General features: G+C 57.6%; 22 protein-coding genes. All 22 read right to left on the bottom strand.

From position 1 onward, the window contains the following. Positions 1-16: 16 nt before the first annotated feature. On the bottom strand, positions 17-883 hold the full coding sequence (locus PQG80_RS02795) for a MinD/ParA family protein (RefSeq protein WP_271749603.1): 867 nt from the start codon (positions 881-883) through the stop codon (positions 17-19). Then, entirely contained in the window at positions 876-2,441 is a 1,566-nt protein-coding gene (gene flhF / locus PQG80_RS02790) for a flagellar biosynthesis GTPase FlhF (RefSeq protein WP_271749602.1), read from the bottom strand. Before flhF ends, PQG80_RS02795 begins: the two co-directional genes overlap by 8 nt. Further along, positions 2,438-4,471 (bottom strand): flagellar biosynthesis protein FlhA, encoded by a 2,034-nt coding sequence (flhA, locus tag PQG80_RS02785; protein ID WP_271749601.1) that lies wholly within the window; start codon positions 4,469-4,471, stop codon positions 2,438-2,440. Before flhA ends, flhF begins: the two co-directional genes overlap by 4 nt. A 48-nt stretch (positions 4,472-4,519) precedes the next feature. Beyond that, a complete protein-coding gene (gene flhB, locus PQG80_RS02780; RefSeq protein WP_271749924.1) occupies positions 4,520-5,593 on the bottom strand; it encodes a flagellar biosynthesis protein FlhB in 1,074 nt (357 codons plus the stop codon). Positions 5,594-5,653: 60 nt separating this feature from the next. Beyond that, a complete protein-coding gene (gene fliR, locus PQG80_RS02775; protein WP_271749600.1) occupies positions 5,654-6,442 on the bottom strand; it encodes a flagellar biosynthetic protein FliR in 789 nt (262 codons plus the stop codon). Position 6,443: 1 nt separating this feature from the next. Next, positions 6,444-6,713 (bottom strand): flagellar biosynthesis protein FliQ, encoded by a 270-nt coding sequence (fliQ, locus tag PQG80_RS02770; RefSeq protein WP_271749598.1) that lies wholly within the window; start codon positions 6,711-6,713, stop codon positions 6,444-6,446. Between the two features lie 25 nt (positions 6,714-6,738). Then, positions 6,739-7,458, bottom strand: coding sequence for a flagellar type III secretion system pore protein FliP (gene fliP / locus PQG80_RS02765; protein ID WP_432432716.1), 720 nt, complete (start codon positions 7,456-7,458; stop codon positions 6,739-6,741). Between the two features lie 23 nt (positions 7,459-7,481). Continuing rightward, positions 7,482-7,982, bottom strand: coding sequence for a flagellar biosynthetic protein FliO (locus PQG80_RS02760; RefSeq protein ID WP_271749596.1), 501 nt, complete (start codon positions 7,980-7,982; stop codon positions 7,482-7,484). Positions 7,983-7,997: 15 nt separating this feature from the next. Then, positions 7,998-8,360 (bottom strand): response regulator, encoded by a 363-nt coding sequence (locus PQG80_RS02755; RefSeq protein WP_090117377.1) that lies wholly within the window; start codon positions 8,358-8,360, stop codon positions 7,998-8,000. Between the two features lie 24 nt (positions 8,361-8,384). Next, entirely contained in the window at positions 8,385-9,692 is a 1,308-nt protein-coding gene (gene fliY / locus PQG80_RS02750) for a flagellar motor switch phosphatase FliY (RefSeq protein ID WP_271749593.1), read from the bottom strand. Continuing rightward, a complete protein-coding gene (gene fliM / locus PQG80_RS02745; RefSeq protein WP_271749592.1) occupies positions 9,682-10,683 on the bottom strand; it encodes a flagellar motor switch protein FliM in 1,002 nt (333 codons plus the stop codon). Before fliM ends, fliY begins: the two co-directional genes overlap by 11 nt. 35 nt (positions 10,684-10,718) lie before the next feature. Beyond that, on the bottom strand, positions 10,719-11,201 hold the full coding sequence (locus PQG80_RS02740; protein WP_271749591.1) for a flagellar basal body-associated FliL family protein: 483 nt from the start codon (positions 11,199-11,201) through the stop codon (positions 10,719-10,721). Further along, complete coding sequence (locus PQG80_RS02735) at positions 11,198-11,431, bottom strand: flagellar FlbD family protein (RefSeq protein WP_271749590.1); 234 nt, start codon at positions 11,429-11,431, stop codon at positions 11,198-11,200. Before PQG80_RS02735 ends, PQG80_RS02740 begins: the two co-directional genes overlap by 4 nt. An 82-nt stretch (positions 11,432-11,513) precedes the next feature. Then, positions 11,514-12,338 carry a flagellar basal body rod protein FlgG gene (gene flgG, locus PQG80_RS02730; protein ID WP_271749589.1) on the bottom strand — a complete coding sequence of 275 codons (825 nt, stop codon included), beginning with the start codon at positions 12,336-12,338 and terminating at the stop codon, positions 11,514-11,516. Between the two features lie 101 nt (positions 12,339-12,439). Next, complete coding sequence (locus PQG80_RS02725; protein ID WP_271749588.1) at positions 12,440-12,844, bottom strand: TIGR02530 family flagellar biosynthesis protein; 405 nt, start codon at positions 12,842-12,844, stop codon at positions 12,440-12,442. After that, on the bottom strand, positions 12,837-13,289 hold the full coding sequence (gene flgD / locus PQG80_RS02720) for a flagellar hook assembly protein FlgD (protein ID WP_271749587.1): 453 nt from the start codon (positions 13,287-13,289) through the stop codon (positions 12,837-12,839). The genes PQG80_RS02725 and flgD overlap by 8 nt, the downstream gene beginning before the upstream one ends. A 27-nt stretch (positions 13,290-13,316) precedes the next feature. Next, positions 13,317-14,723 (bottom strand): flagellar hook-length control protein FliK, encoded by a 1,407-nt coding sequence (locus PQG80_RS02715; protein ID WP_271749586.1) that lies wholly within the window; start codon positions 14,721-14,723, stop codon positions 13,317-13,319. Positions 14,724-14,768: 45 nt separating this feature from the next. Beyond that, on the bottom strand, positions 14,769-15,677 hold the full coding sequence (locus tag PQG80_RS02710; RefSeq protein ID WP_271749585.1) for a MotE family protein: 909 nt from the start codon (positions 15,675-15,677) through the stop codon (positions 14,769-14,771). Between the two features lie 32 nt (positions 15,678-15,709). After that, positions 15,710-16,132, bottom strand: coding sequence for a flagellar export protein FliJ (fliJ, locus tag PQG80_RS02705; protein ID WP_271749923.1), 423 nt, complete (start codon positions 16,130-16,132; stop codon positions 15,710-15,712). A 30-nt stretch (positions 16,133-16,162) separates the two neighbouring features. Further along, positions 16,163-17,485, bottom strand: coding sequence for a flagellar protein export ATPase FliI (gene fliI, locus PQG80_RS02700; RefSeq protein WP_271749584.1), 1,323 nt, complete (start codon positions 17,483-17,485; stop codon positions 16,163-16,165). Beyond that, entirely contained in the window at positions 17,469-18,302 is an 834-nt protein-coding gene (locus PQG80_RS02695) for a FliH/SctL family protein (RefSeq protein ID WP_271749583.1), read from the bottom strand. The genes fliI and PQG80_RS02695 overlap by 17 nt, the downstream gene beginning before the upstream one ends. Then, entirely contained in the window at positions 18,295-19,311 is a 1,017-nt protein-coding gene (fliG, locus tag PQG80_RS02690; protein WP_271749581.1) for a flagellar motor switch protein FliG, read from the bottom strand. The genes PQG80_RS02695 and fliG overlap by 8 nt, the downstream gene beginning before the upstream one ends. Positions 19,312-19,313 lie beyond the last annotated feature (2 nt).

Genomic DNA, 19,313 nt, shown 5'->3' with positions numbered 1-19,313 from the left:
CTTGTCGTCTAGTGCCTCAGCTCCACAATTTGCGAACGCGCTGGAGAAATCCTTTAATGTTCGTTTGAACGGACGATTTTCGGCTTTCGTTTAAATATTCGGCGGCAATGCCGTCAATCCCTCTGGATGCGGGACAATCCGGATATAAATATGACAAGGCCGTCTGTTTTTTGACGGCTTTCGACACGTGCGCGTCGTCCGGCACGAAACCGAGCAGCGGGATATCTAGCGACAAGTACGTCTTCGCGACCTGTCTGATATTGTCCGAAGTCTGCCGACCTTCGCGGTCGTCGCCGACCCGATTGACGACGAGCCTGAACGCCGCTTCCTGGCCCATCGTCTTGACCATCTTCATCAGGGCGTACGCGTCCGTAATGGATGTCGGCTCGGGCGTCGTCACCACGATCGTTTCGTCGGCCGCCTGGATGAAGCGAAGCGTTTCCTTCGAGAGGCCGGCCCCCGTATCAAACAGCACGTAATCCACTTCGCCGTAGAGCTTGGCGATCTCGGACGCGAAGTACTCCAGTTCTTCGTCGCTCAGCCGAATCAAGTCTTTGAAACCCGAGCCGCCGGCGATAAACCGCAGACCCCCGGGACCTTCCTGGATGATCTCCCAGATCGACTTGTCCCGTTTTAGAAGATGGAACAGGTTATACGCCGCCGGCGTGCCGAGAAGCACGTCGATGTTGCCCATTCCGATGTCGGCGTCGAACAGCAGTACGCTGAAGCCCCGCCGCTGAAGCGCCAGCGCGAAGTTCAAGCTGAAGTTGGACTTGCCGACGCCGCCCTTTCCGCTCGTCACCGTCAAGATGCGGGTCTGCTTCGCCTGATCCGGATCCCGCGACGACACCATGTGGCGCAGCGCTTCCGCTTGGTCACTCATGATCCGCGGCTCCTTCCAGCAGCTTGTCCGCGAGCCACTCGGGATCGAACGGACGAATGTCGTCCGGCACGGTCTGCCCGAAGGTCACGTACGGAATGCTGAACCCGAACTCCCGGACGAGATTCAGAATGGCGCCGTAAGAATCCGTCTCGTCCATCTTGGTGAGAAGCAAGCGCGATACGCCGTACTTAACGAACTGCGCGGACACTTGCCTCATGTCCTGATATTTGTGCGTTAGGCTCAGTACGAGAATTTTCTCCGCTTCCTGCCCGGGCGCCAGCAGGCTGTTGACTTCGGAGACATACAGCTCGTTGCGGTAATTTCTGCCCGCGGTATCCATCAGGAGCAGGTCCCGATCCTCCAGCTTCTTATATGCGCGAGCCAGCTCGGAGGGTGAAAATACGACCTCAAGCGGTACGTTCAGGATGTCCGCGTAGGTCCGCAGCTGATCGACGGCCGCGATTCTGTACGTGTCCGCCGTAATAAAGCCTACCGAGCGTCGCTGGGTCAGCACCTGATCGGCGCCCAGCTTCGCGATCGTCGTCGTCTTGCCGACGCCGGTCGGGCCGACAAAGTGAACGATGCGCGTACCCGGCTCGATGCCGGCGTCGCGAGCGGGCGCGAGCCATTCGCCGAGCAAACCGCGCGCCTCCTCAAGCGCCTCGGCATCCGATGGCGCTCCCGCGCCGTCCGTCTCCTCGCGCGCTTTGAGCTTCGCGGACATGGCGGCCGCGAACTCTTCGACGTAGACCGGCTCCACGCCTTGTTGGGCAAGCAGTCGGCTCAAGCGCAGCACCGGCTCCGGCATGCGCTGCGGCGGCGACGGTTCGCGCCCGGCCTGCTGCTGCCGCAGCAGGTCCTTCATGGCTCTCAGCTCGGCGAGCAGCTCTGCCGCCTCGCCCGTCTGCGAGGTAGCGGACGCCGGCGGAGCCGCTGCCGGTTCTGCTAACGGAGCTGAGATAGACTTCGATTCGACGATTATAGACTGCGGCGTATCCATTGCGGTACGTTCCGCCGCACCTAAGGCACGGGCGGACGCCAAAGCGCGGATCATCGCCTCGTCGAAGCTCTCTTGCTGCGAAGGCGCGCGATCGTCCGGTCGTTCCGCCCGTCGTTCCTGCAGATCGTCGATCTTTGCGGGCTCTTGAGCGACGGCCGGGACTCTCGCGGGGCTCGATGCCGGTACAGGCGACGCATGGCTTGCTTGCCCGCCTCCGCCATAGCGTTGACGTACGGCGCTGGCGGGCAGCGGGTGCGCCGCCAGGTCGTCTCCGATGCGCGCAAGCTCCGCTGCCGGCTCCGACGCTGCGGCTGCCTCCGGCTTATTGGCCGGTGCCGGTTGCTGACGCAGGATCGGCTTGGCCGAGGGCCGCGCTTGGGGTTTGGCCGCTTCGTCCACAGCGGCGATCACCTCGATGCGTTTCTTGCGGAACATGCCAAGAAACCCGCCGGTGCGGATTTCTTTGGTGTTCAGGATAACGGCATCGGAGCCGAGCTCGCTTCTGATCTGCTGGACCGCCTGAGGCAGGTCGTCCACCAGGTATCGTTTAACCTTCATGCATTCACCACCCCGACGCTTTGTACTTCAATATTCGGCTCAAGCTCGCTGTACGAGAGTACGGGAATGTCTTGCAGGCTGCGTTCGATCAGCTGGCGCATATACATCCGGATGTTCGGAGACGTCAGGATGATCGGCTGCTGGCCGGATTGCAGCGTCTTGTTGATTTGTTCGCTCAAGCGGTTGTAAATGGCTTGGGTAGAGGCGGGTTCCATGGCCAGGTAGCTGCCCTGCTCGGACTGCTGAACCGATTCCGCGATTCGCTTCTCCACGCCCGGACTGACCGTAATGACGCGCAAAGGTTCGCTCGGACTGGCATACTGCTGCGTGATCTGCCTTGAGAGCGCCTGCCGGACGTATTCGGTCAGCACGTCCGGATCCTTCGTGTACTTGCCGTAATCCGCCAGCGTCTCGAAGATCGTGACCAGGTCGCGAATCGATATCTTTTCCTTTAGCAGCTTCGCGAGCACCTTTTGAATGTCGCCGACCGTCAGAATGTTCGGCACCAGTTCGTCCACGAGCGTCGCGTAGCTCTCGCGCACGCTATCGACGAGAGACTTGGTCTCCTGTCGGCCGAGCAGCTCATGCGCGTAGCGCTTGATAACCTCGGTGAGATGCGTGGCGACGACCGAAGGCGGATCGACCACGGTATAGCCTGACAGCTCCGCCCTTTCCTTCGTCGCTTCGTCGATCCACAACGCGGGCAGGCCGAACGCAGGCTCCTTGGTCTCGATGCCGGTGATCGAATCGTCTTCGAATCCCGGGCTCATGGCCAGATAATGATGGAGCAGCAGCTCGCCGCGCGCCACCGTGTTGCCTTTCATCTTGATCACGTATTCGTTGGGCTTCAACTGAATATTGTCCCGGATCCGGATGACCGGCACGATCAGTCCGAGCTCGAGCGCGCACTGGCGGCGGATCAGGATGATCCGGTCGAGCAGGTCGCCTCCTTGCGACGTATCCGCTAGCGGGATCAGACCGTAACCGAATTCGAACTCGATCGGATCGACCTGCAGCAGGCTGATGACGCTCTCTGGACTGCGCACTTCCTCGATCTCCTTTTCCTCGACGAGCTGGTCTTCGGCTTGCTGCCTTTTCGCGTTATTTAATTGCATGCGATAAGCGGCGATCCCGAGGATAAGGGCGTACGGGAGGGTCGCGATCGGTCCGATCGGCGTCGCGATACCGAGCAGCACGATCGTGCCCGCCACGATGTACAGGAGCTTCGGATACCTGAACAACTGCTTGGTCAGATCCGCTGCCATGTTGCCTTCGGATGCAGCGCGGGTGACGATGATACCCGTCGCGGTACTGATGAGCAGAGCGGGGATCTGGCTGACGAGACCGTCGCCGATGCTAAGGATCGAGTACGTGCTGAGCGCTTCGCCGATCGCCATGCCATGGACGGCCATCCCGATAATGAATCCGCCGATCAGGTTAATCGTCACGATGATGATACTGGCGATCGCGTCGCCCTTTACGAATTTGCTGGCGCCGTCCATGGCGCCGTAGAAGTCCGCTTCCTTTTCGATCTTTTCGCGGCGTTCTCTGGCTTGCGTCTCGTTGATCAATCCTGCGTTCAGATCGGCGTCGATGCTCATCTGCTTGCCGGGCATCGCGTCGAGCGTAAAGCGGGCCGCTACCTCGGCCACGCGTTCCGAGCCTTTGGTAATGACGATGAATTGCACGATGACGAGAATTAAAAAGACGATGAAACCAATGGCGAGCTCGCCGCCCGCCACGAAGCTGCCGAACGTAGCGACGACCTTGCCCGCGTCGTGCTCCGATAGAATCAGACGCGTCGTCGACACGTTCAGCGCGAGCCTGAACAATGTCGTAATGAGAAGCAGCGTAGGGAAAATGGAGAAGTGCAAGGCATCCGTCGTATTCATGGCGATGAGCAGGATCATGAGCGCGACGGAAATATTAACGATCAACAGCAAGTCGAGCAGATGCGTCGGGATCGGGACGACCATCATCAGGACGATGCCGATGATGCCGACTAAAATGCTAATGTCCCGAATCTTCAAAGGTCTTCCCTCCCCGTTTCTAATATCCCGCACGATGACTGTCGCTCTTTAAACATTGCGGCGTCCCTTGAGTCTATATACGTAAGCCAGCACCTCCGCTACCGCCTGGAACAGATCCGCGGGAACGGTCTCCCCGATCTCTGCCCGCTGAAAAAGCGCGCGTGCAAGTGGCTTGTTTTCCATGGTCATAACGCCGTTTTCCTTGGCGATCTGCTTGATCCGGAGGGCCATATAATCCTGGCCTTTGGCGATGACTCTCGGCGCATCCATTCGAGCGGCATCGTACTGCAGCGCGACCGCGAAGTGCGTCGGGTTCGTGATGATGACGTCGGCCTTCGGCACTTCCTGCATCATTCGCATCATAGCCATCCGGCGCTGCTTTTCTTTGATTTTGCTTTTTATGAAAGGGTCGCCTTCCGAGTTTTTATGCTCGTCTTTAATGTCCTGCTTGCTCATTTTCAAACTTTTCTCGTATTCGTATTTCTGATAGAAGTAATCGCCGAATGCCAAGATCGTCAAAGCGACGCCGACCAGCAGCCCCAACTTAATCATGAGTCCTGCCACGTAAGAAAGAGTTTGCTCGAGCGGAACGTACGCCAGCGACATGATCTTTTCTCGCTCGCCCCATATGATCAAGTAGACGATCAAACCGACGGTAATTAACTTAAGAGAGCTTTTTAGAAATTCGATGACGGACCGGAGTCCGAAAATGTTTTTTAAGCCGGTCAGCGGGTTTAGCTTGCTGAACTTAGGCTGCAACGTCTTCCCCGTGAACAACCATCCGATCTGAACGTAGTTCGCGGCAAGCGCGATCAGGATCGTAACAATCAGAATCGGAGCTAGAATTAACAGCAGCTGGAGCGTATAGCTGGTGAACAGTCCCATGACGTTGGCGTCGGTCACTTCCATCGACAGCTGTCTTCGGAAGATGTCCCCGAACAAAGAAAATATCTTGTCGTGGAAAAACGGGCCAAGCGCCATCATGATGCTGATCGTCGCGACCAATATGAAGGAGCTCGCGATTTCCGGACTTTTGGCGACCTGGCCTTTTTCGCGGGCGTCCGAACGCTTTTTGGGCGTTCCTCTCTCCGTTTTTTCGCCGGCAAACAGCTGAAGATCCATCCGCAAACGATTGGCGGTCAACGCGTTCTCTCCTTCGCGGCCCACATACAAGTTGCCCGTTTAAGTCGTCTTCAGGATGACGAATAGCTTCTCCAAGGCATCGAACATACGATCGAACACGATCTGGAACAACGTCGTGAATCCCGGCATTAACAGAATTAATAGGGTTAAGCCTATCAAAATCTTGAGCGGAATCCCGATAACAAAGACATTGTATTGCGGAGCCGTGCGCGCCAGCAGTCCAAGACCGAAGTCGGTGATAAACATCGCGACGACAATCGGGGCTGAGATCTGAAGCGCGAGCAAAAAGGTGTCCGCGAACGTACGAACCAAAAATTCCGTTAATCGGCCTTCGCTTATCCCTTGGAAAAACGTATTATTCAACGGCAGCCATTTGTAGCTGTTCATAATGGCGCCTAACAAATAATGATGGCCGTTTATGGACAAAAACACGAGGATCATCATCATGTACTTGAGATTGCCGAAGAGCGGCGCCGATACGCCGGATACAGGATCCAGAATATTGGCGATTCCCAATCCCATCTGAATATCGATCAGCGTGCCGGCTGTTTGGATCAAAGTGAAAAATAAAGAGGCCGTATAGCCGATGACAAGCCCCGCCAATATTTCCTTTAAGACGGAGAAAATATAGGTCGCATCGGACGGTACCGGCTGGTCGAAGCCGACCGTCAAAAAAACCAGCAATGCGATAAACACGCTCATGCCCGCTTTGAAGGGCCCGGGAATGTTGCGCGATGAAAATACGGGCGCTACGACAATAAATGCCGAAATCCGACACAACACAAGCATAAAGGCAGGCACGACCTGCATGATGGCTTCAGTCGTCATGTCATCCGATGTAGCTGGCCAGATTGCCTAGCAGGTGGCTCGTAAAATCGACCATCGTATTCAATATCCAAGGTCCGAAAACAAGTATCGCTAAAAATACGGCCACGATTTTCGGAATAAATGCTAGCGTCTGCTCTTGAATCTGGGTCGTCGCCTGAAAGATACTGACGAGCAGACCGACCACGAGTCCGATAACGAGCATAGGCGCGCTTACCTTAAGTACGGTAAATAGCGCTTGGCCGGCCAGGCCGATTACGAATTCAGCGCTCAACTGCGATCTTCCCTTCTTGCCTCCATCAAGTCTGGAAACTCGAAAGGAGCGATTTGACGATCAAATACCACCCGTCTACGAGCACGAACAATAAAATCTTGAACGGCAGCGAGATCATGACGGGAGGAAGCATCATCATCCCCATGGCCATTAACGTGCTGGATACGACCATATCGATCACGAGAAAGGGAATAAAGATCATAAAACCCATCTGGAAAGCGGTCTTGAGCTCGCTGATCGCATAAGCCGGGACAAGCACCGTAATCGGGATGTCTTGATAGGATGCGGGCTTCTCCGTCTTGGTGTAATTCAAGAAAAGCAGCAAATCCTTCTCCCGGGTCTGCTTATACATAAAAGCCTTCATCGGGACCGATGCCTTCTCCAAAGCGACCGTCTGCGTGATCTCGCCCTTGAGATAGGGCTGGACCGCTTGTTCGTTCACTTGGGAGATGGTCGGAGCCATGATAAAAAAGGTTAAAAACAGCGCGAGACCGATCAATACCTGATTAGGCGGCGTCGTCTGCGTGCCGAGCGAAGTACGCACGAACCCGAGTACGATCACGATCCGGGTGAAGCTGGTCATCAGTACCAAGATAGACGGAGCCAGGCTCAGTACAGTCAGCATCAGCAGCAACGACAAGGACGAAGCGCCTACGGGTTGACTGCCGTCTCCGACCGAAATGTCGATGATCGGCTCGGCATAAGCGGTAGCCGAAACCGCCAACGTCAGACCGGCCGTCAACATAAAACTAAAAATCGTTTTGCGTTTCATGGTTCTTCCGTCCGATCCGCTGGCTTGCCGTCCGAGAGCAGCCGATCAACCTGCTGCTTGCGCTCGGATAACTCGCGCAGGCGTTTTTCCAACGTTTGCTCAAAGCTGTTCGGTTCCGCTCCGCCCTTGGGCGCGTCCGATCCCCCGGGATTAGCGCCCCCCCTGTTCAGCCACTGCTTGAGCCAAGGGGGCACCGCGGGACGAGACGCTTCGACATGATCATATTGGGCAATAAGCGCCGCTACGACTTCAGGATCGGTGATGGACTCTAGCAGCTGTACGTTTTCCCCGACGCCGAGCACGTAGATGCGATTGTTCCACTCCACGATCTGCATCGACTTGTTCGCGCCCAGCGTAAGTCCGCCCAGCGACCGAAGGGAGCGGTTGACCCACCACCCCCGGTTCCGCCTGCCGACGAATCGGAGCAGCATCACGATGCCGCCGATCATCAGCAGGAGCACGAGCAGCACCCACAACATATCCCAAGATGAAGTCATGCTGTCGGTCGCCGATCAACCCAGCGTTTTTTTGATGGCTTCGATGACGCGGTCTGCCTGGAACGGCTTGACGATGAAGTCTTTGGCGCCGGCTTGAATGGCATCGATAACCATCGCCTGCTGGCCCATGGCGGAGCACATGATGACCTTGGCGTTCGAATCCATCTTGCGGATTTCCTTCAGCGCGGCGATGCCGTCCATCTCGGGCATCGTGATGTCCATCGTGATCAGATCAGGGGAAAGCTCCTTGAATTTCTCGATCGCTTGCGAGCCGTCCTGTGCCTCGCCTACGACCTCATAACCGTTTTTAGTCAAGATGTCTCGAATCATCATGCGCATGAATGCTGCGTCGTCTACGACCAAGATGCGATTTGCCATTTCGATTTCCTCCCGGGGTGCTGATTATTGGATTTTTTGAACGCGATCCCACTGACTGACGATGTCGGTAACCCGGACGCCGAAGTTTTCGTCGATGACGACGACCTCTCCCTTGGCGATGAGTTTGTTGTTCACCAGGATATCCACCGGCTCGCCGGCGAGCTTGTCCAGCTCGATAATCGAGCCCTGCGACAGCTCCAGGATATCCTTAATTTGTTTATGCGTCCGGCCCAACTCTACTGTGACTCGCAGCGGTATGTCAAGCAAAAGATTCAGATTGCTTTCGTCCGCGTGCACGCCGCCGCCGGCGGGGAATCCGGCGAACTGAACCGGCTGTACGTTTACGTTGCGACCGACCGGCCCGCCAAGCGTTTGCGGCTGCTGAGGCGGCATCGCATATTGCGGCGGCATCGCGTACTGAGGCTGCTCGTATGGCGGTTGCGCGTACATCGGCTGCTGCGGCGGATATCCCGGCGGCGGGTATGCGCCTGGCGGCGGATAGTCGTAAGCCGGCTGGGCTTGCGGCTGCGGCGTGGCGGGCGCTTGCGGCGCCGGAGCCGCGTATGGCGGCGCCTGGGGCGCCGGGGCGCTGGACTGCGGCGCAGCCTGAGCCTGGGGTGCAGGAGCCGGCGTATCGTCCATGCCGCCGATGAGAGAATGCACTAACTCTTTGGCGAACGGTACCGTCAATAACTGCATGATGGTCGAATCGATCAAATCCCCGATTTTTAACCGGAACGAGATTTTTACGAATTCGGCGTCCGGCGGTATTTTCTCGACGCCGGTATTCTTCTGCATGTCCATGACGTCGACCGCGGGAGGCGAAATATTGACGAAGCGGTTGAAGATCGTCGACATCGAGGTGGCCGACGAACCCATCATCTGATTCATCGCTTCCTGAACGGCGCTGATATGGATCTCATTCAACTCTTCAGTCTGTACGTCCCCTTCCCCGCCGAGCATCAGGTCCGCGATGACTTGCGCGTCATGCGTCTTGATGACCAGCGAGTTGATGCCCTCGAATCCGTCTACGTAGTCGACGTGAACGGCGACGTGCGGTCTTGGAAATTCGCTCACGAAGCGATCTCTGGAAATCATAGATACTTTAGGCGTCGTGATATCAACTTTCCTGCTCAATAGCGTCGACAACGCGGTCGCGGCGCTGCCGAACGTAATATTGCCGATCTCTCCCAGGGCATCTTGTTCCAGCGGCGTGAGATAATCGTCTATATGCATCTCCGCGTTGGCCGCCGGCGCGCTGTCCTGGTCGCCGGCGGATTGTCGCAGCAGGGCGTCGATCTCCTCCTGGGATAAGTAATCCTTACTCGTCATGAACCTCTTCCACCCCTTCGTCGATAACCTCCAGAATCTGGACCGCGATCTTATCCCGGACCGTCCCCGGACTGCCGATGTACTTCAGCTTGTCTCCGACCCGAATATCGAGTCCGCTGTCTACGCTCTTGCCGAGCGTAATCACGTCCCCGACGCCGAGATTCAAGAACTCGTGAATCGAGATTCGCGAAGTTCCCAGCACCGCGGAGATCGGCAGTTGGGCCTTCGTCACGCGTTCCTCCAGGAGCTTGACCTCTTCCGGAGCTCTCGTCTTCTTTTGGGACACGAACCAGTGATGTACGGACAGCTTGGACATGATCGGCTCGATAACCACATGCGGTATGCAGAGGTTAATCATGCCCGTCGTATCTCCGATCTTGGTGCTTAGCGAGATCAGCGCGATCGTCTCGTTAGGCGATACGATCTGCATGAACTGCGGGTTCGTCTCCAATGCTTCTAGCCGGGGCTCGATATCGATAACGGTCTTCCAGGCTTCCTGGAGCGTCTCCAGCGCGCGGCTGAATATTCTCTCCATAATAATGTTCTCGATCTCCGTCAAGCTGCCTATTTTGGAAGGAGCCGATCCCGCGCCGCCCAGCAGTCTGTCGAGCATCGCGAAGGCGACGTTCGGATGCACTTCAAGCACCATGCGACCCTCGAGCGGCTCGGCCTCGAAAATGTTCAGAATCGTCATCTTCGGAATGGAGCGGATGAATTCGTCGTAAGGCAGCTGCTCGACCTGAACGACATTAATCTGAACGAACGTTCGCAACTGAGCCGAAAAATAAGTCGTTAAAAACCGCGCGAAATTCTCGTGGATTCTAGTCAAGCTGCGGATGTGGTCCTTGGAGAAGCGTGTCGCCCGCTTAAAATCGTAGGATCGGATTTTCTTCTGCGTATCTTCCTTGCGAAGCTCCTCCGCGTCCATCTCGCCGGAAGACAGCGCGGCGAGCAAGGCGTCGATCTCGTTTTGCGACAGAACGTCAACCAATTGATTTCACCCCTTTCCGCTGAATTCGGCTCGAATCACAATTCTTGCATCAAGAAGTTCGTAATGCCGATTTTGACCACTCTACCCTCAGTCAGAACGGGATTAATCTCGTTGAGCAATTCGGACACAAGCTCGTCTTTACCTTTCGTGCCTTGCATTTCTTCGGGCGTCGTGCTCCAGAGCGCGCGATTGATGATCGGTTTGATGAGGCTCTCTTTCACTTCGTCGAACTCTGCTTTGGCCTTGCCATTATCCAGCTGGAAGGTGAATCCGAATACCACGATGTAATTCGTGTCGGATAAATTCGTTTTTATATCGTTCAACTCGGATGTGACCTTGCTCCGTTCTTCCGCGGAGAGCGCTTCGGCCTCTATATGCTTCACGCTGTCCTGTACCGACGCTTCCGTGTTGCCGGCGTCTTTCTTGCCGAAGAAGGCGGTCCAGGAATATAGCCCGGCAATCACGATGAGCGTGATCGCCAGAAGCAGGGATACAAGCCAAGGCAACATTTTTTTCATGATGAAGCTCCCTCCGTTTGCGTATCGGACGGACTTGTGAGCGCGGCCATGATGCCAATGCTTCGCAGGTAATGGCGAATGGAGCGGATCACATCCGAACTATTTTCGACGACGATGTATTTCTTGCCGGTAGTCAGCGTGACGAGCGTATCCGGCGTCTGCTCCACCGATTCGATCAGCAGCGCGTTAATATAAAATTGCGTTCCGTTAAGCCGCGTTACGGCGATCATGGGAATCCCTCCGCGATGGGGGAGGGATTCCCCCTCCCGCTAAAATTGCCGTGCGAACCTCAATTCGATGGACTAGCTAATATTAACGCTTCAGGTTCACGACTTCTTCAAGGATCGAATCCGAAGTCGTAATGATGCGCGAGTTGGCTTGGAATCCGCGCTGCGCGACGATCATTTCCGTAAATTCGTTCGTCAAGTCGACGTTGGACATTTCCAGCTGACCGGCTACGATGGATCCGGTGCCGCGCTCCGCGTCCTGGGCAGTGCCCAGATTGAGTTCGCCCTCCGCATTCGCATTCGGCGTCATCCGGTACAGGTTGCCGCCGATTTTTTCCAAACCGCTCGGGTTGACGACCTTAGCTACGCCGATCTGAATGCCGGTATCCGTCTGGACGCCATCCTGGTCGATCGACACGATGCTGCCGCTCTGCGAGATCGAGAATGCCGTAACGCCCTCGTCGAGCGTAATCGGTGCATCGCCGTCCGCGGAAACGACGAACATCCCCTCGGCATTGACCAGCTGCCGGTTGGCGTCAAGCGTAAAGTTGCCTGCGCGCGTCAGATACGTCGCATCCGAATCGCCGCTTGGCTTGACCGCGAAAAATCCGTCGCCGTCGATCCGCAGGTCGGTCGGTACGTTCGTCGTCATCGCGCTGCCTGCCGTATGCACGTTATCGATCGAAGCGACGGCGACGCCAAGACCGATTTGCTTCGCGTTGACGCCGCCCGTCGTACCCTCGACCGGGGAAGTGACGCCGGACATCGATTGGCTTAAAATGTCCTTGAACATGACGCGACCCGCTTTAAAACCGACCGTATTGACGTTAGCGATGTTGTTGCCGATAACATCCAGCTTGGTCTGGAAGCCTCGCATGCCCGATACCCCGGAATACATAGAACGCAACATATGAATACACTCTCCATTCATTTTTCCTTCGCAGACAAACCGCTTCAGTCATTCCACGGTTTAGGCCTCCTCGGGAGGTCCGGCCGTTTTCTGCTTGGCTGTTAGTTGACGACGACGGCGCTGTCGATGTTCGTAAACACATGTTGACGCATCGACTTGTCGTCCATTGCCGTGATGACGGTGCGGCTGGGAACGTTAACGATCATGGCCATATTCTGATAAAGCACGAGCGAGTCTTTTGCGCCCTTGGCCGATGCCTGATCCACGGCCGAAGCGATGGCGTTGAGTTGTTCGGGACCGAGCTTGATGCCTCGCTGCGCAAGACGTTGTTCGGCGTGTTGACTGAACTTTAACGACTCGGCCGATAGCAGCGTTTTGAACGAGCTGCCGTCCTGCAGCCTATGGTCTTCCTTAGGGCTGCGCAAGCCCGGACGCCCTGCAGATGCCAGCGGGGTCGCGTGTCTGCCGGCGTATCCGACGTTGATTCCCGTGAGCGGATCATTCACCGGGCTCCGCCTCGCCCTCCTGCGCGGCTGTTGTCACGGACGTCAAGTCCCCGATCGCCACTTCGTTTTTGCCGATTACGGCAAATTGGTCACCGTTTTTCATCTTGATAGATTCGACCACGCCGGACTTCGTCTCCGTAGCGCCGCTCGCCGTCGTTCCGAGCCATTCGACATGCTTGCCGATGAGACTCGATGCGAGGGCCGCGGACTGGCTAAGACCATGAAGCTCGGTCGCCATGTTCATCGTCTGTTCGAGCGAACTGAACGTCGCCATTTGCGCGATAAAGTCCTTGTCCTGCATCGGCTGCATCGGATCCTGATTCTGAAGCTGCGTGAGCAAGATTTTCATAAACTGGTCCTTGCCCAGCTCTGCGCCCGCGCCCGTAGGTGCCGTCTTATTGTAGGTCGAGTAATTCGACCATACCGTTTTAGATACTACCGCCATAATTCCGGTCACCTCCTCATATCGCGATTAAGCCGTTACGTTCAGCGAGCCTCCGAATCCGGCATCCCTCAAAGTTGCCGAACGCTCAAGCTCCTCTTCGAATTCCTCCAGCGTCTCGGGGCTGCCGGTCGGTCGATTGGACTCCCCGCCTCCCGATTGCTGTCTGCGCTGCTCCTGGAAAAGGAAAGCCGAGCTTTCCGAAGTCTGCGGCTGCTGCTGAACCACTTCTACGCGATCCACTTGGATCCCTTGGCTCTGCAACGTCCCCCTAAGCTGGGCCATCTGGTTTTCCAGCATTTCCTTGGCGGCCTCGTTGTGCGTGACAAACTGCGCATTCAGTACGCCATGCTGCATCGTGAGGCGGATCTGCACTTCGCCCAGATGCTCCGGATGCAAGTTGATGTTCGCCTCGGAGATACCGTTGCCGCCCGACAACGTGAACTGCTTCACGAGAAACTTGTCCATTTGCTGAGCGAACTGATGTCCAGGCACGGTCACGGGCGCTTGAGGCTTCAAGCCTGCCCCGCTGTCTGACTTGGAAGCAACGTCTCCGGTCAGCGCCTGCCAATTCAGGCTTGACGGCTGTTCTTCCACGCCGGATACGGATTCCGCGGACACGGACACGGCTCCCGGCGAGGCTTCTTCGGAAACGGCATTGGCGTTCAGGTTCCAGTAAACGACCGGTTCCTTGAATACCGGATATGCTTTTTTGACTTCCGCCGTTCCTGCAGCTTCGGTGGCATGCGTACCGTTAGGAGCTTCTCGGTTAGCAAAGATCGGATGAGATCGAACGGCCTTGTTGCGATCTGTCGCGTTAGCGGCAGGTATTTGTTCCTCCGCCTGCGCGAAGCTTTTGATGCCCGCACCCGCTGCGGCGATCTCTGCCGTAGACAACTTCCCGTTTTGCAGCAGCGTCCGCAGTTCCTTGACGACCTCTTGCAAAGCGGGCAACACGGCCGGCGCTTGCGACTGACCAGTCGTCGCCACTCCGTTAGGAATCTCGCCTTGAAGTTGATTGGCATTCGTCTGTTCTTCAGAAGCGGGAGCCTGCAACATATTCCGCTGAAGCAGCGTCTGTAAGCTTGCCAGCAGCTCGGCCATCTGATTCATCAGCGAATCCGATACTTCCGTATCCTGCTGCAGTTGAGACAACTGTGCTTCCAGGCCGTCCAGCAGCTGCGCTAGCTGCTCGCCGCTTCCCGTCTCCCCTTCTGTCTGGGATTCATCGGGCGAGACGCCTATCGCGGCGGTCAGCAAGCCCAGCAATCCGGCCATCGGGTTAGCAGCGGCAAATCCCGTTCCTTCGGTTTGGCCGGCGGCATCGATCTTTTGCACCAGCACGCCTTGGAAAATTCCGCTTGCGGCGGATGCTTTTGCAGCTGCTGCGCCGCCCCCGTTCGTCCCGGAAGCTGCGTTCGTCGATTGAATGTTCATCTTTTTCACCTCCTTTCCAAGTGTGGTGTTACAGGTTGACAGAACTTAAGGGTTCGCCGGTACGAGCTTGCTTACCAGCTTCGCCGCCTTTTCCCCGTCCTTCTGAGACATGGCGGCGAGGACGCCGGATCTGGCATCGTTATCCATCGCGCTCAGGATGCGCAGCGTTTTCGTCTGTTCCGTCGACGCCATCTGCAGCAGCAGATCCGCCGCGCTGGCTGCGTCCATCGAAGAAAAGGTGCTGGCCAGCGCCGTGCTGTCGAGCGAGCTCGAAGCGGTTTTCGTTTGACGCTCGAGTTCCTTGATCCTTGCCTGCAGCGCCGCGATCTGCTGGTTGGTCACGCCGTCCGAATCCTTCAGCCGCATCGTAATTTCCGCCGCCACGGCCGGCGTCATCTTCTCGAGGATCCTGCCTCTCGAAGTGTCGTTCATCGCGCCCATCACGAGCGCGGCTTCCTCGGCAGTCAGGCTCTCCATGATCGGAGCCGCCTTGCCGGGCGTCATCTTGCCGTACATATCAGCCAGAGAACGAATCTTAGCCTGATAGGCTTCCTGATTGATCTCATGATCGCTCGCCTGCTTATCGAGCGCGGCGATCTTCTCCTGCAGCTCCGCGATCGTATTCTGCTGCGTCACGCTCTTCGCGTCCGCCGCCTTCAGCGCCGCGTCCCGCTGGGCCAGCAAGGACTGAAGCTCGGCAAGCTTCCCTCTCGCTTCGCTAACCGATGCGACCTCGGCCTGCTGCGCCGGATCCACGGTGGACTTCACGTCCGGCACGAGAGAATCGATCAGCGGGATCTGATTTCCGATCGTCTGCGCCTTTTCGCGCCAAGCGGGATTGAATATGATCATCAGGGCGATCAGCAGGATCGCCGTGAATACGACCGGCGTTATAAAAAACAGGAATCGTTCAAATCCGGAATAGCCGTTTTTTTCCGCGCTGGCATCCGCCACGGCCTTCCCCTCCATTCACCAAGCTGACTCAGTTACCTTCTGGCGGACGATCTCCGCAGCGCGATTTCATCCAGTTCGTTCTGCTCGCGGATGAGCGTCTCCTGACGGTACTTTTGCAGCGATTTGGAGCGTGCGTTCTGCCATACCTTCTCGTCCACCATCTTGTCGGTGAGAAAAACCTGACGCTGCTGGACATGCTCTTCGGCCGCGCGCACGCCTTGTCTTTGTTGTCTGATCCTGTCGTCCAAAAAAGAGATATAGTCCTGAAGCAAGTGGAGCTCGGCCAGCGCAGTCGGCTTGACCGCGCGCTCCGCCAGCTCGCGTTCGTACTCGCCTCTCTCCTGGCTCAGCTGATCGAGCTGTTCTTCCTCGCTGCGAAGCCGTCCGAGCGATGCGGCGTATTCCCATTCCGCCATCGACTTTTCGCTTCCTTTAAGATCTACGATCTTCTGCAATGGATATCGGAATCGCAAGCAGAATCAGCCTCATCTCTTGTAGAAGTCAATGACCAACCGTTCCTGCGCCTGCTGAAGCGTCACTTTTTCCGTCGTGCGCTGCCTGCAGTATTCGTTGATGATATCGATGGACTGAATCGCCTTGTCGATCTGGGGATTCGTCCCCCGTTGGTAAGCGCCGATGTTGATCAGGTCCTCGGAGTCCCGGTAGACGGACAGCAGCCGCTTGAGCTGCTCTGCGGCATCCTGCTGCTCGCCTGCGACGATGTCCTTCATGACGCGGCTGATGCTCGCGAGCACATCGATCGCGGGAAAATGCCCTTTGTGGGCCAAATGTCTGCTCAGCACGATATGCCCGTCCAGAATGCCGCGAACCGCGTCCGCGATCGGCTCGTTCATATCGTCACCGTCGACGAGGACGGTGTAGAACGCGGTTATCGATCCCGTGGGCCCGGTGCCCGCCCGTTCCAGCAGCTTCGGCAGCGCCGCGAACACCGAAGGCGTATATCCGCGCGTGGCGGGCGGTTCCCCGATGGCGAGACCGACTTCCCGAAGCGCCATCGCGTATCGCGTGACCGAATCCATCATGAGCATGACGTTCATGCCGCGATCCCGGAAATACTCCGCGATCGACGTAGCGATGAGCGCGCCTTTGATCCGGATCAGGGCCGGCTGGTCGGACGTCGCCACGATCACGACGGATCTCTCGAGCCCTTCCGGCCCGAGATCCCGCTCGATGAACTCCAGCACCTCTCGGCCCCGTTCTCCGATGAGGGCGATGACATTAACGTCCGCCGACGTATTCCGCGCGATCATGCCGAGCAGCGTGCTCTTGCCGACGCCCGAGCCGGCGAAAATACCCATCCGTTGTCCTTGACCGACGGTCAGCAGGCCGTCGATACAGCGGACGCCCGTCCCCAGCGGATCCGTGACGCGCGGACGCTTGAGCGGATTGCTCGGTATGCTCTGCGTCGAATAACGGGGCATACGCACCGGCAGTCTGCCGCCGTCGAGCGGCTGTCCGAGTCCGTCGAGCACCTGACCCAGCAGCTCCGAGCCGACCTGCACGGTGAGCGGCCGCCCCGTAGAGACGACGTCGCAACCCGGGCCGATCGCCTGCAGCTCGCCAAGCGGCATCAGAAGAACACGGTTGTCCCGGAAGCCCACGACCTCCGCTTGGATCGGCGAGCCGCCCCTGACCGGATAGATCAGGCATACTTCGCCGATCGCCGCGTCCGGTCCTTCGGACTCCACGGTGAGGCCGATGATCTGCGCCACCTTGCCGTTGACGCGGACGGGATCGATATGCTTTAACGCTTCGGTGTACTTCCCGAGGTCAAGCCCCACCCGCATCCATCCCTTCGCTCTCGGTATGCGCCGCGATCTGCAGCAGCTCGTCCCTTATCGACTCCAGCTGCGTATCGACGCGCGCGTCGATGCTGCCATAAGCGGACCGGATGACGCAGCCGCCGCCGCGGACGGTCGGGTCCGGGACGATCTGCAGCTCCGCCTGCGAGTCGACGGCGAGCGCGAGCTCGTCCTTCGCGGCCTCCACGAATTCGAACTGCTCCGGCGCGACGCACAGCGTGATGGTTCCCCGCTCTTTGCGTCTGGCAAGCGCCTGCTTCATCATATCGATCGCCATTTCGGACGCGCCTTCTAGCGTACCGCGCACGATTTTGCCGGCGATGCTGCAGCTCAGTTCGACGACGAATCTTTCGGCTTCCGCAATAATCCGCGCTTTGGCTTCGTAGGCTTGCGTTACGATCCGCTCGGCTTCCGCCAGCATCTGCTCCAGCCTAGCCTGGGCCTGGTGCTCCGCCTGCTCGGTCCCGCTCGCGAACCCTTCCTCGTACCCCCTGCGCTTCTCTTCTTCGATGAACGCGGCATCCTCCGCCCTTCGGGCGTCCCACCACGCGGCCGCATCCGACTCGGCATCCGCTTGGACCTGCCTGGCTTGCTCAGCCGCATCCTGGAGGATATGACGCGCCGTCTCCTCGGCATCGGCCAGTATCCGGTCCTTTAACTCAAGCGTCTCGGCATCGGGCTCGCCGCTTCCGTTCGCGTCTTCGCCGCCGATCTTGGATTGCTGCGCGACAAAGCGAATTTGCTCCAGGCGCTTGAGCTCGTCTACGGATATGACGTGCGAGGACTTGATCAGATTAGACAATAATATCGTCTCCTCCGCCGCGAGCGATGATGATCTCGCCGGACTCCTCCAGTCTGCGGATCGTCGCTACGATGCGCGTCTGCGCCTCTTCGACGTCGCGCAGCCGGACCGGCCCCATGTACTCCATTTCCTCCCGGAACGTCTCCGCCATCCGCTTGGACATGTTGCGGAAGATCGCGTCGCGCACTTCCTCGCTGGCCACTTTGAGGGCGAGCTGCAGATCCGCGCTCTCGACGTCGCGAATGATCCGCTGGATCGAACGATTGTCGAGATTGACGATGTCCTCGAATACGAACATGCGCTTTTTGATCTCTTCGGCAAGCTCCGGATCCTGAATCTCGAGCGAATCGAGAATGGTCCGCTCCGTGCCCCGGTCTACGCCGTTCAGGATCTGCACGATCGCTTCGATACCGCCCGCGTTCGTATAGTCCTGCGTCACCGTGGAAGACAGCTTTTGCTCGAGTACCCGTTCCACCTGCGCGATGACGTCCGGGGAGGTGCTGTCCATGAGCGCGATTCTTCTCGCCACGTCGGCTTGTTTCTCCGTCGGCAGCGAGGACAGCACCGCCGAGGATTGCTCCGGCTGCAGGTAGGAGAGCACGAGCGCGATCGTTTGCGAGTTTTCGTTCTGGATAAAGTTCAAAATCTGCGTCGGCTCCGCCTTGCGGGCGAAGTCGAACGGCCTTACCTGGAGCGTTGCGGTCAACCGGTTCAAGATGTCGTTCGCTTTTTGCGATCCGAGCGCCTTCTCCAGAATTTCCTTGGCGTACGTAATGCCGCCCTGCGTCAGATACTCCTGCGCTACGCAGATTTGATGAAACTCGCTCAGTATCGATTCTTTTTCGTTATGATCGACCTTGCGTACGTTGGCAATCTCAAGCGTTAGCTGCTCGATCTCTTCTTCGCGCAGATGTTTGAACACTTGAGCGGACACTTCCGGTCCCAGCGTGATGAGCAGGATCGCCGCTTTCTGCCGGCCGCTTAGCTGCATTTGAGTTCCTTTAGCCATGT

Source organism: Cohnella rhizoplanae, assembly GCF_948329515.1.
GTDB classification, from domain to species: Bacteria; Bacillota; Bacilli; order Paenibacillales; family Paenibacillaceae; genus Cohnella; species Cohnella rhizoplanae.
The sequence above is the reverse complement of the archived record's forward strand: the minus strand, read 5'-3'. Positions and strand labels throughout refer to the sequence as shown.

Excerpts from the sequence above, each read along its gene's own strand:
- PQG80_RS02735 (WP_271749590.1), bottom strand. The coding sequence starts at position 11,431 with ATGATCGCCGTAACGCGGCTTAACGGAACGCAATTTTATATTAACGCG.
- flgD (WP_271749587.1), bottom strand. The coding sequence starts at position 13,289 with ATGGCGGTAGTATCTAAAACGGTATGGTCGAATTACTCGACCTACAAT.
- flgG (WP_271749589.1), bottom strand. The coding sequence starts at position 12,338 with ATGTTGCGTTCTATGTATTCCGGGGTATCGGGCATGCGAGGCTTCCAG.
- PQG80_RS02760 (WP_271749596.1), bottom strand. The coding sequence starts at position 7,982 with ATGACTTCATCTTGGGATATGTTGTGGGTGCTGCTCGTGCTCCTGCTG.
- PQG80_RS02715 (WP_271749586.1), bottom strand. The coding sequence starts at position 14,723 with ATGAACATTCAATCGACGAACGCAGCTTCCGGGACGAACGGGGGCGGC.
- fliP (WP_432432716.1), bottom strand. The coding sequence starts at position 7,458 with ATGTTGACGGCCGGTCTGACGTTGGCGGTTTCGGCTACCGCTTATGCC.
- fliI (WP_271749584.1), bottom strand. The coding sequence starts at position 17,485 with ATGCGGGTGGGGCTTGACCTCGGGAAGTACACCGAAGCGTTAAAGCAT.
- flhB (WP_271749924.1), bottom strand. The coding sequence starts at position 5,593 with ATGGATCTTCAGCTGTTTGCCGGCGAAAAAACGGAGAGAGGAACGCCC.
- fliG (WP_271749581.1), bottom strand. The coding sequence starts at position 19,311 with ATGGCTAAAGGAACTCAAATGCAGCTAAGCGGCCGGCAGAAAGCGGCG.
- flhF (WP_271749602.1), bottom strand. The coding sequence starts at position 2,441 with ATGAAGGTTAAACGATACCTGGTGGACGACCTGCCTCAGGCGGTCCAG.
- PQG80_RS02795 (WP_271749603.1), bottom strand. The coding sequence starts at position 883 with ATGAGTGACCAAGCGGAAGCGCTGCGCCACATGGTGTCGTCGCGGGAT.
- PQG80_RS02740 (WP_271749591.1), bottom strand. The coding sequence starts at position 11,201 with ATGAAAAAAATGTTGCCTTGGCTTGTATCCCTGCTTCTGGCGATCACG.
- fliR (WP_271749600.1), bottom strand. The coding sequence starts at position 6,442 with ATGACGACTGAAGCCATCATGCAGGTCGTGCCTGCCTTTATGCTTGTG.
- PQG80_RS02755 (WP_090117377.1), bottom strand. The coding sequence starts at position 8,360 with ATGGCAAATCGCATCTTGGTCGTAGACGACGCAGCATTCATGCGCATG.
- fliY (WP_271749593.1), bottom strand. The coding sequence starts at position 9,692 with ATGACGAGTAAGGATTACTTATCCCAGGAGGAGATCGACGCCCTGCTG.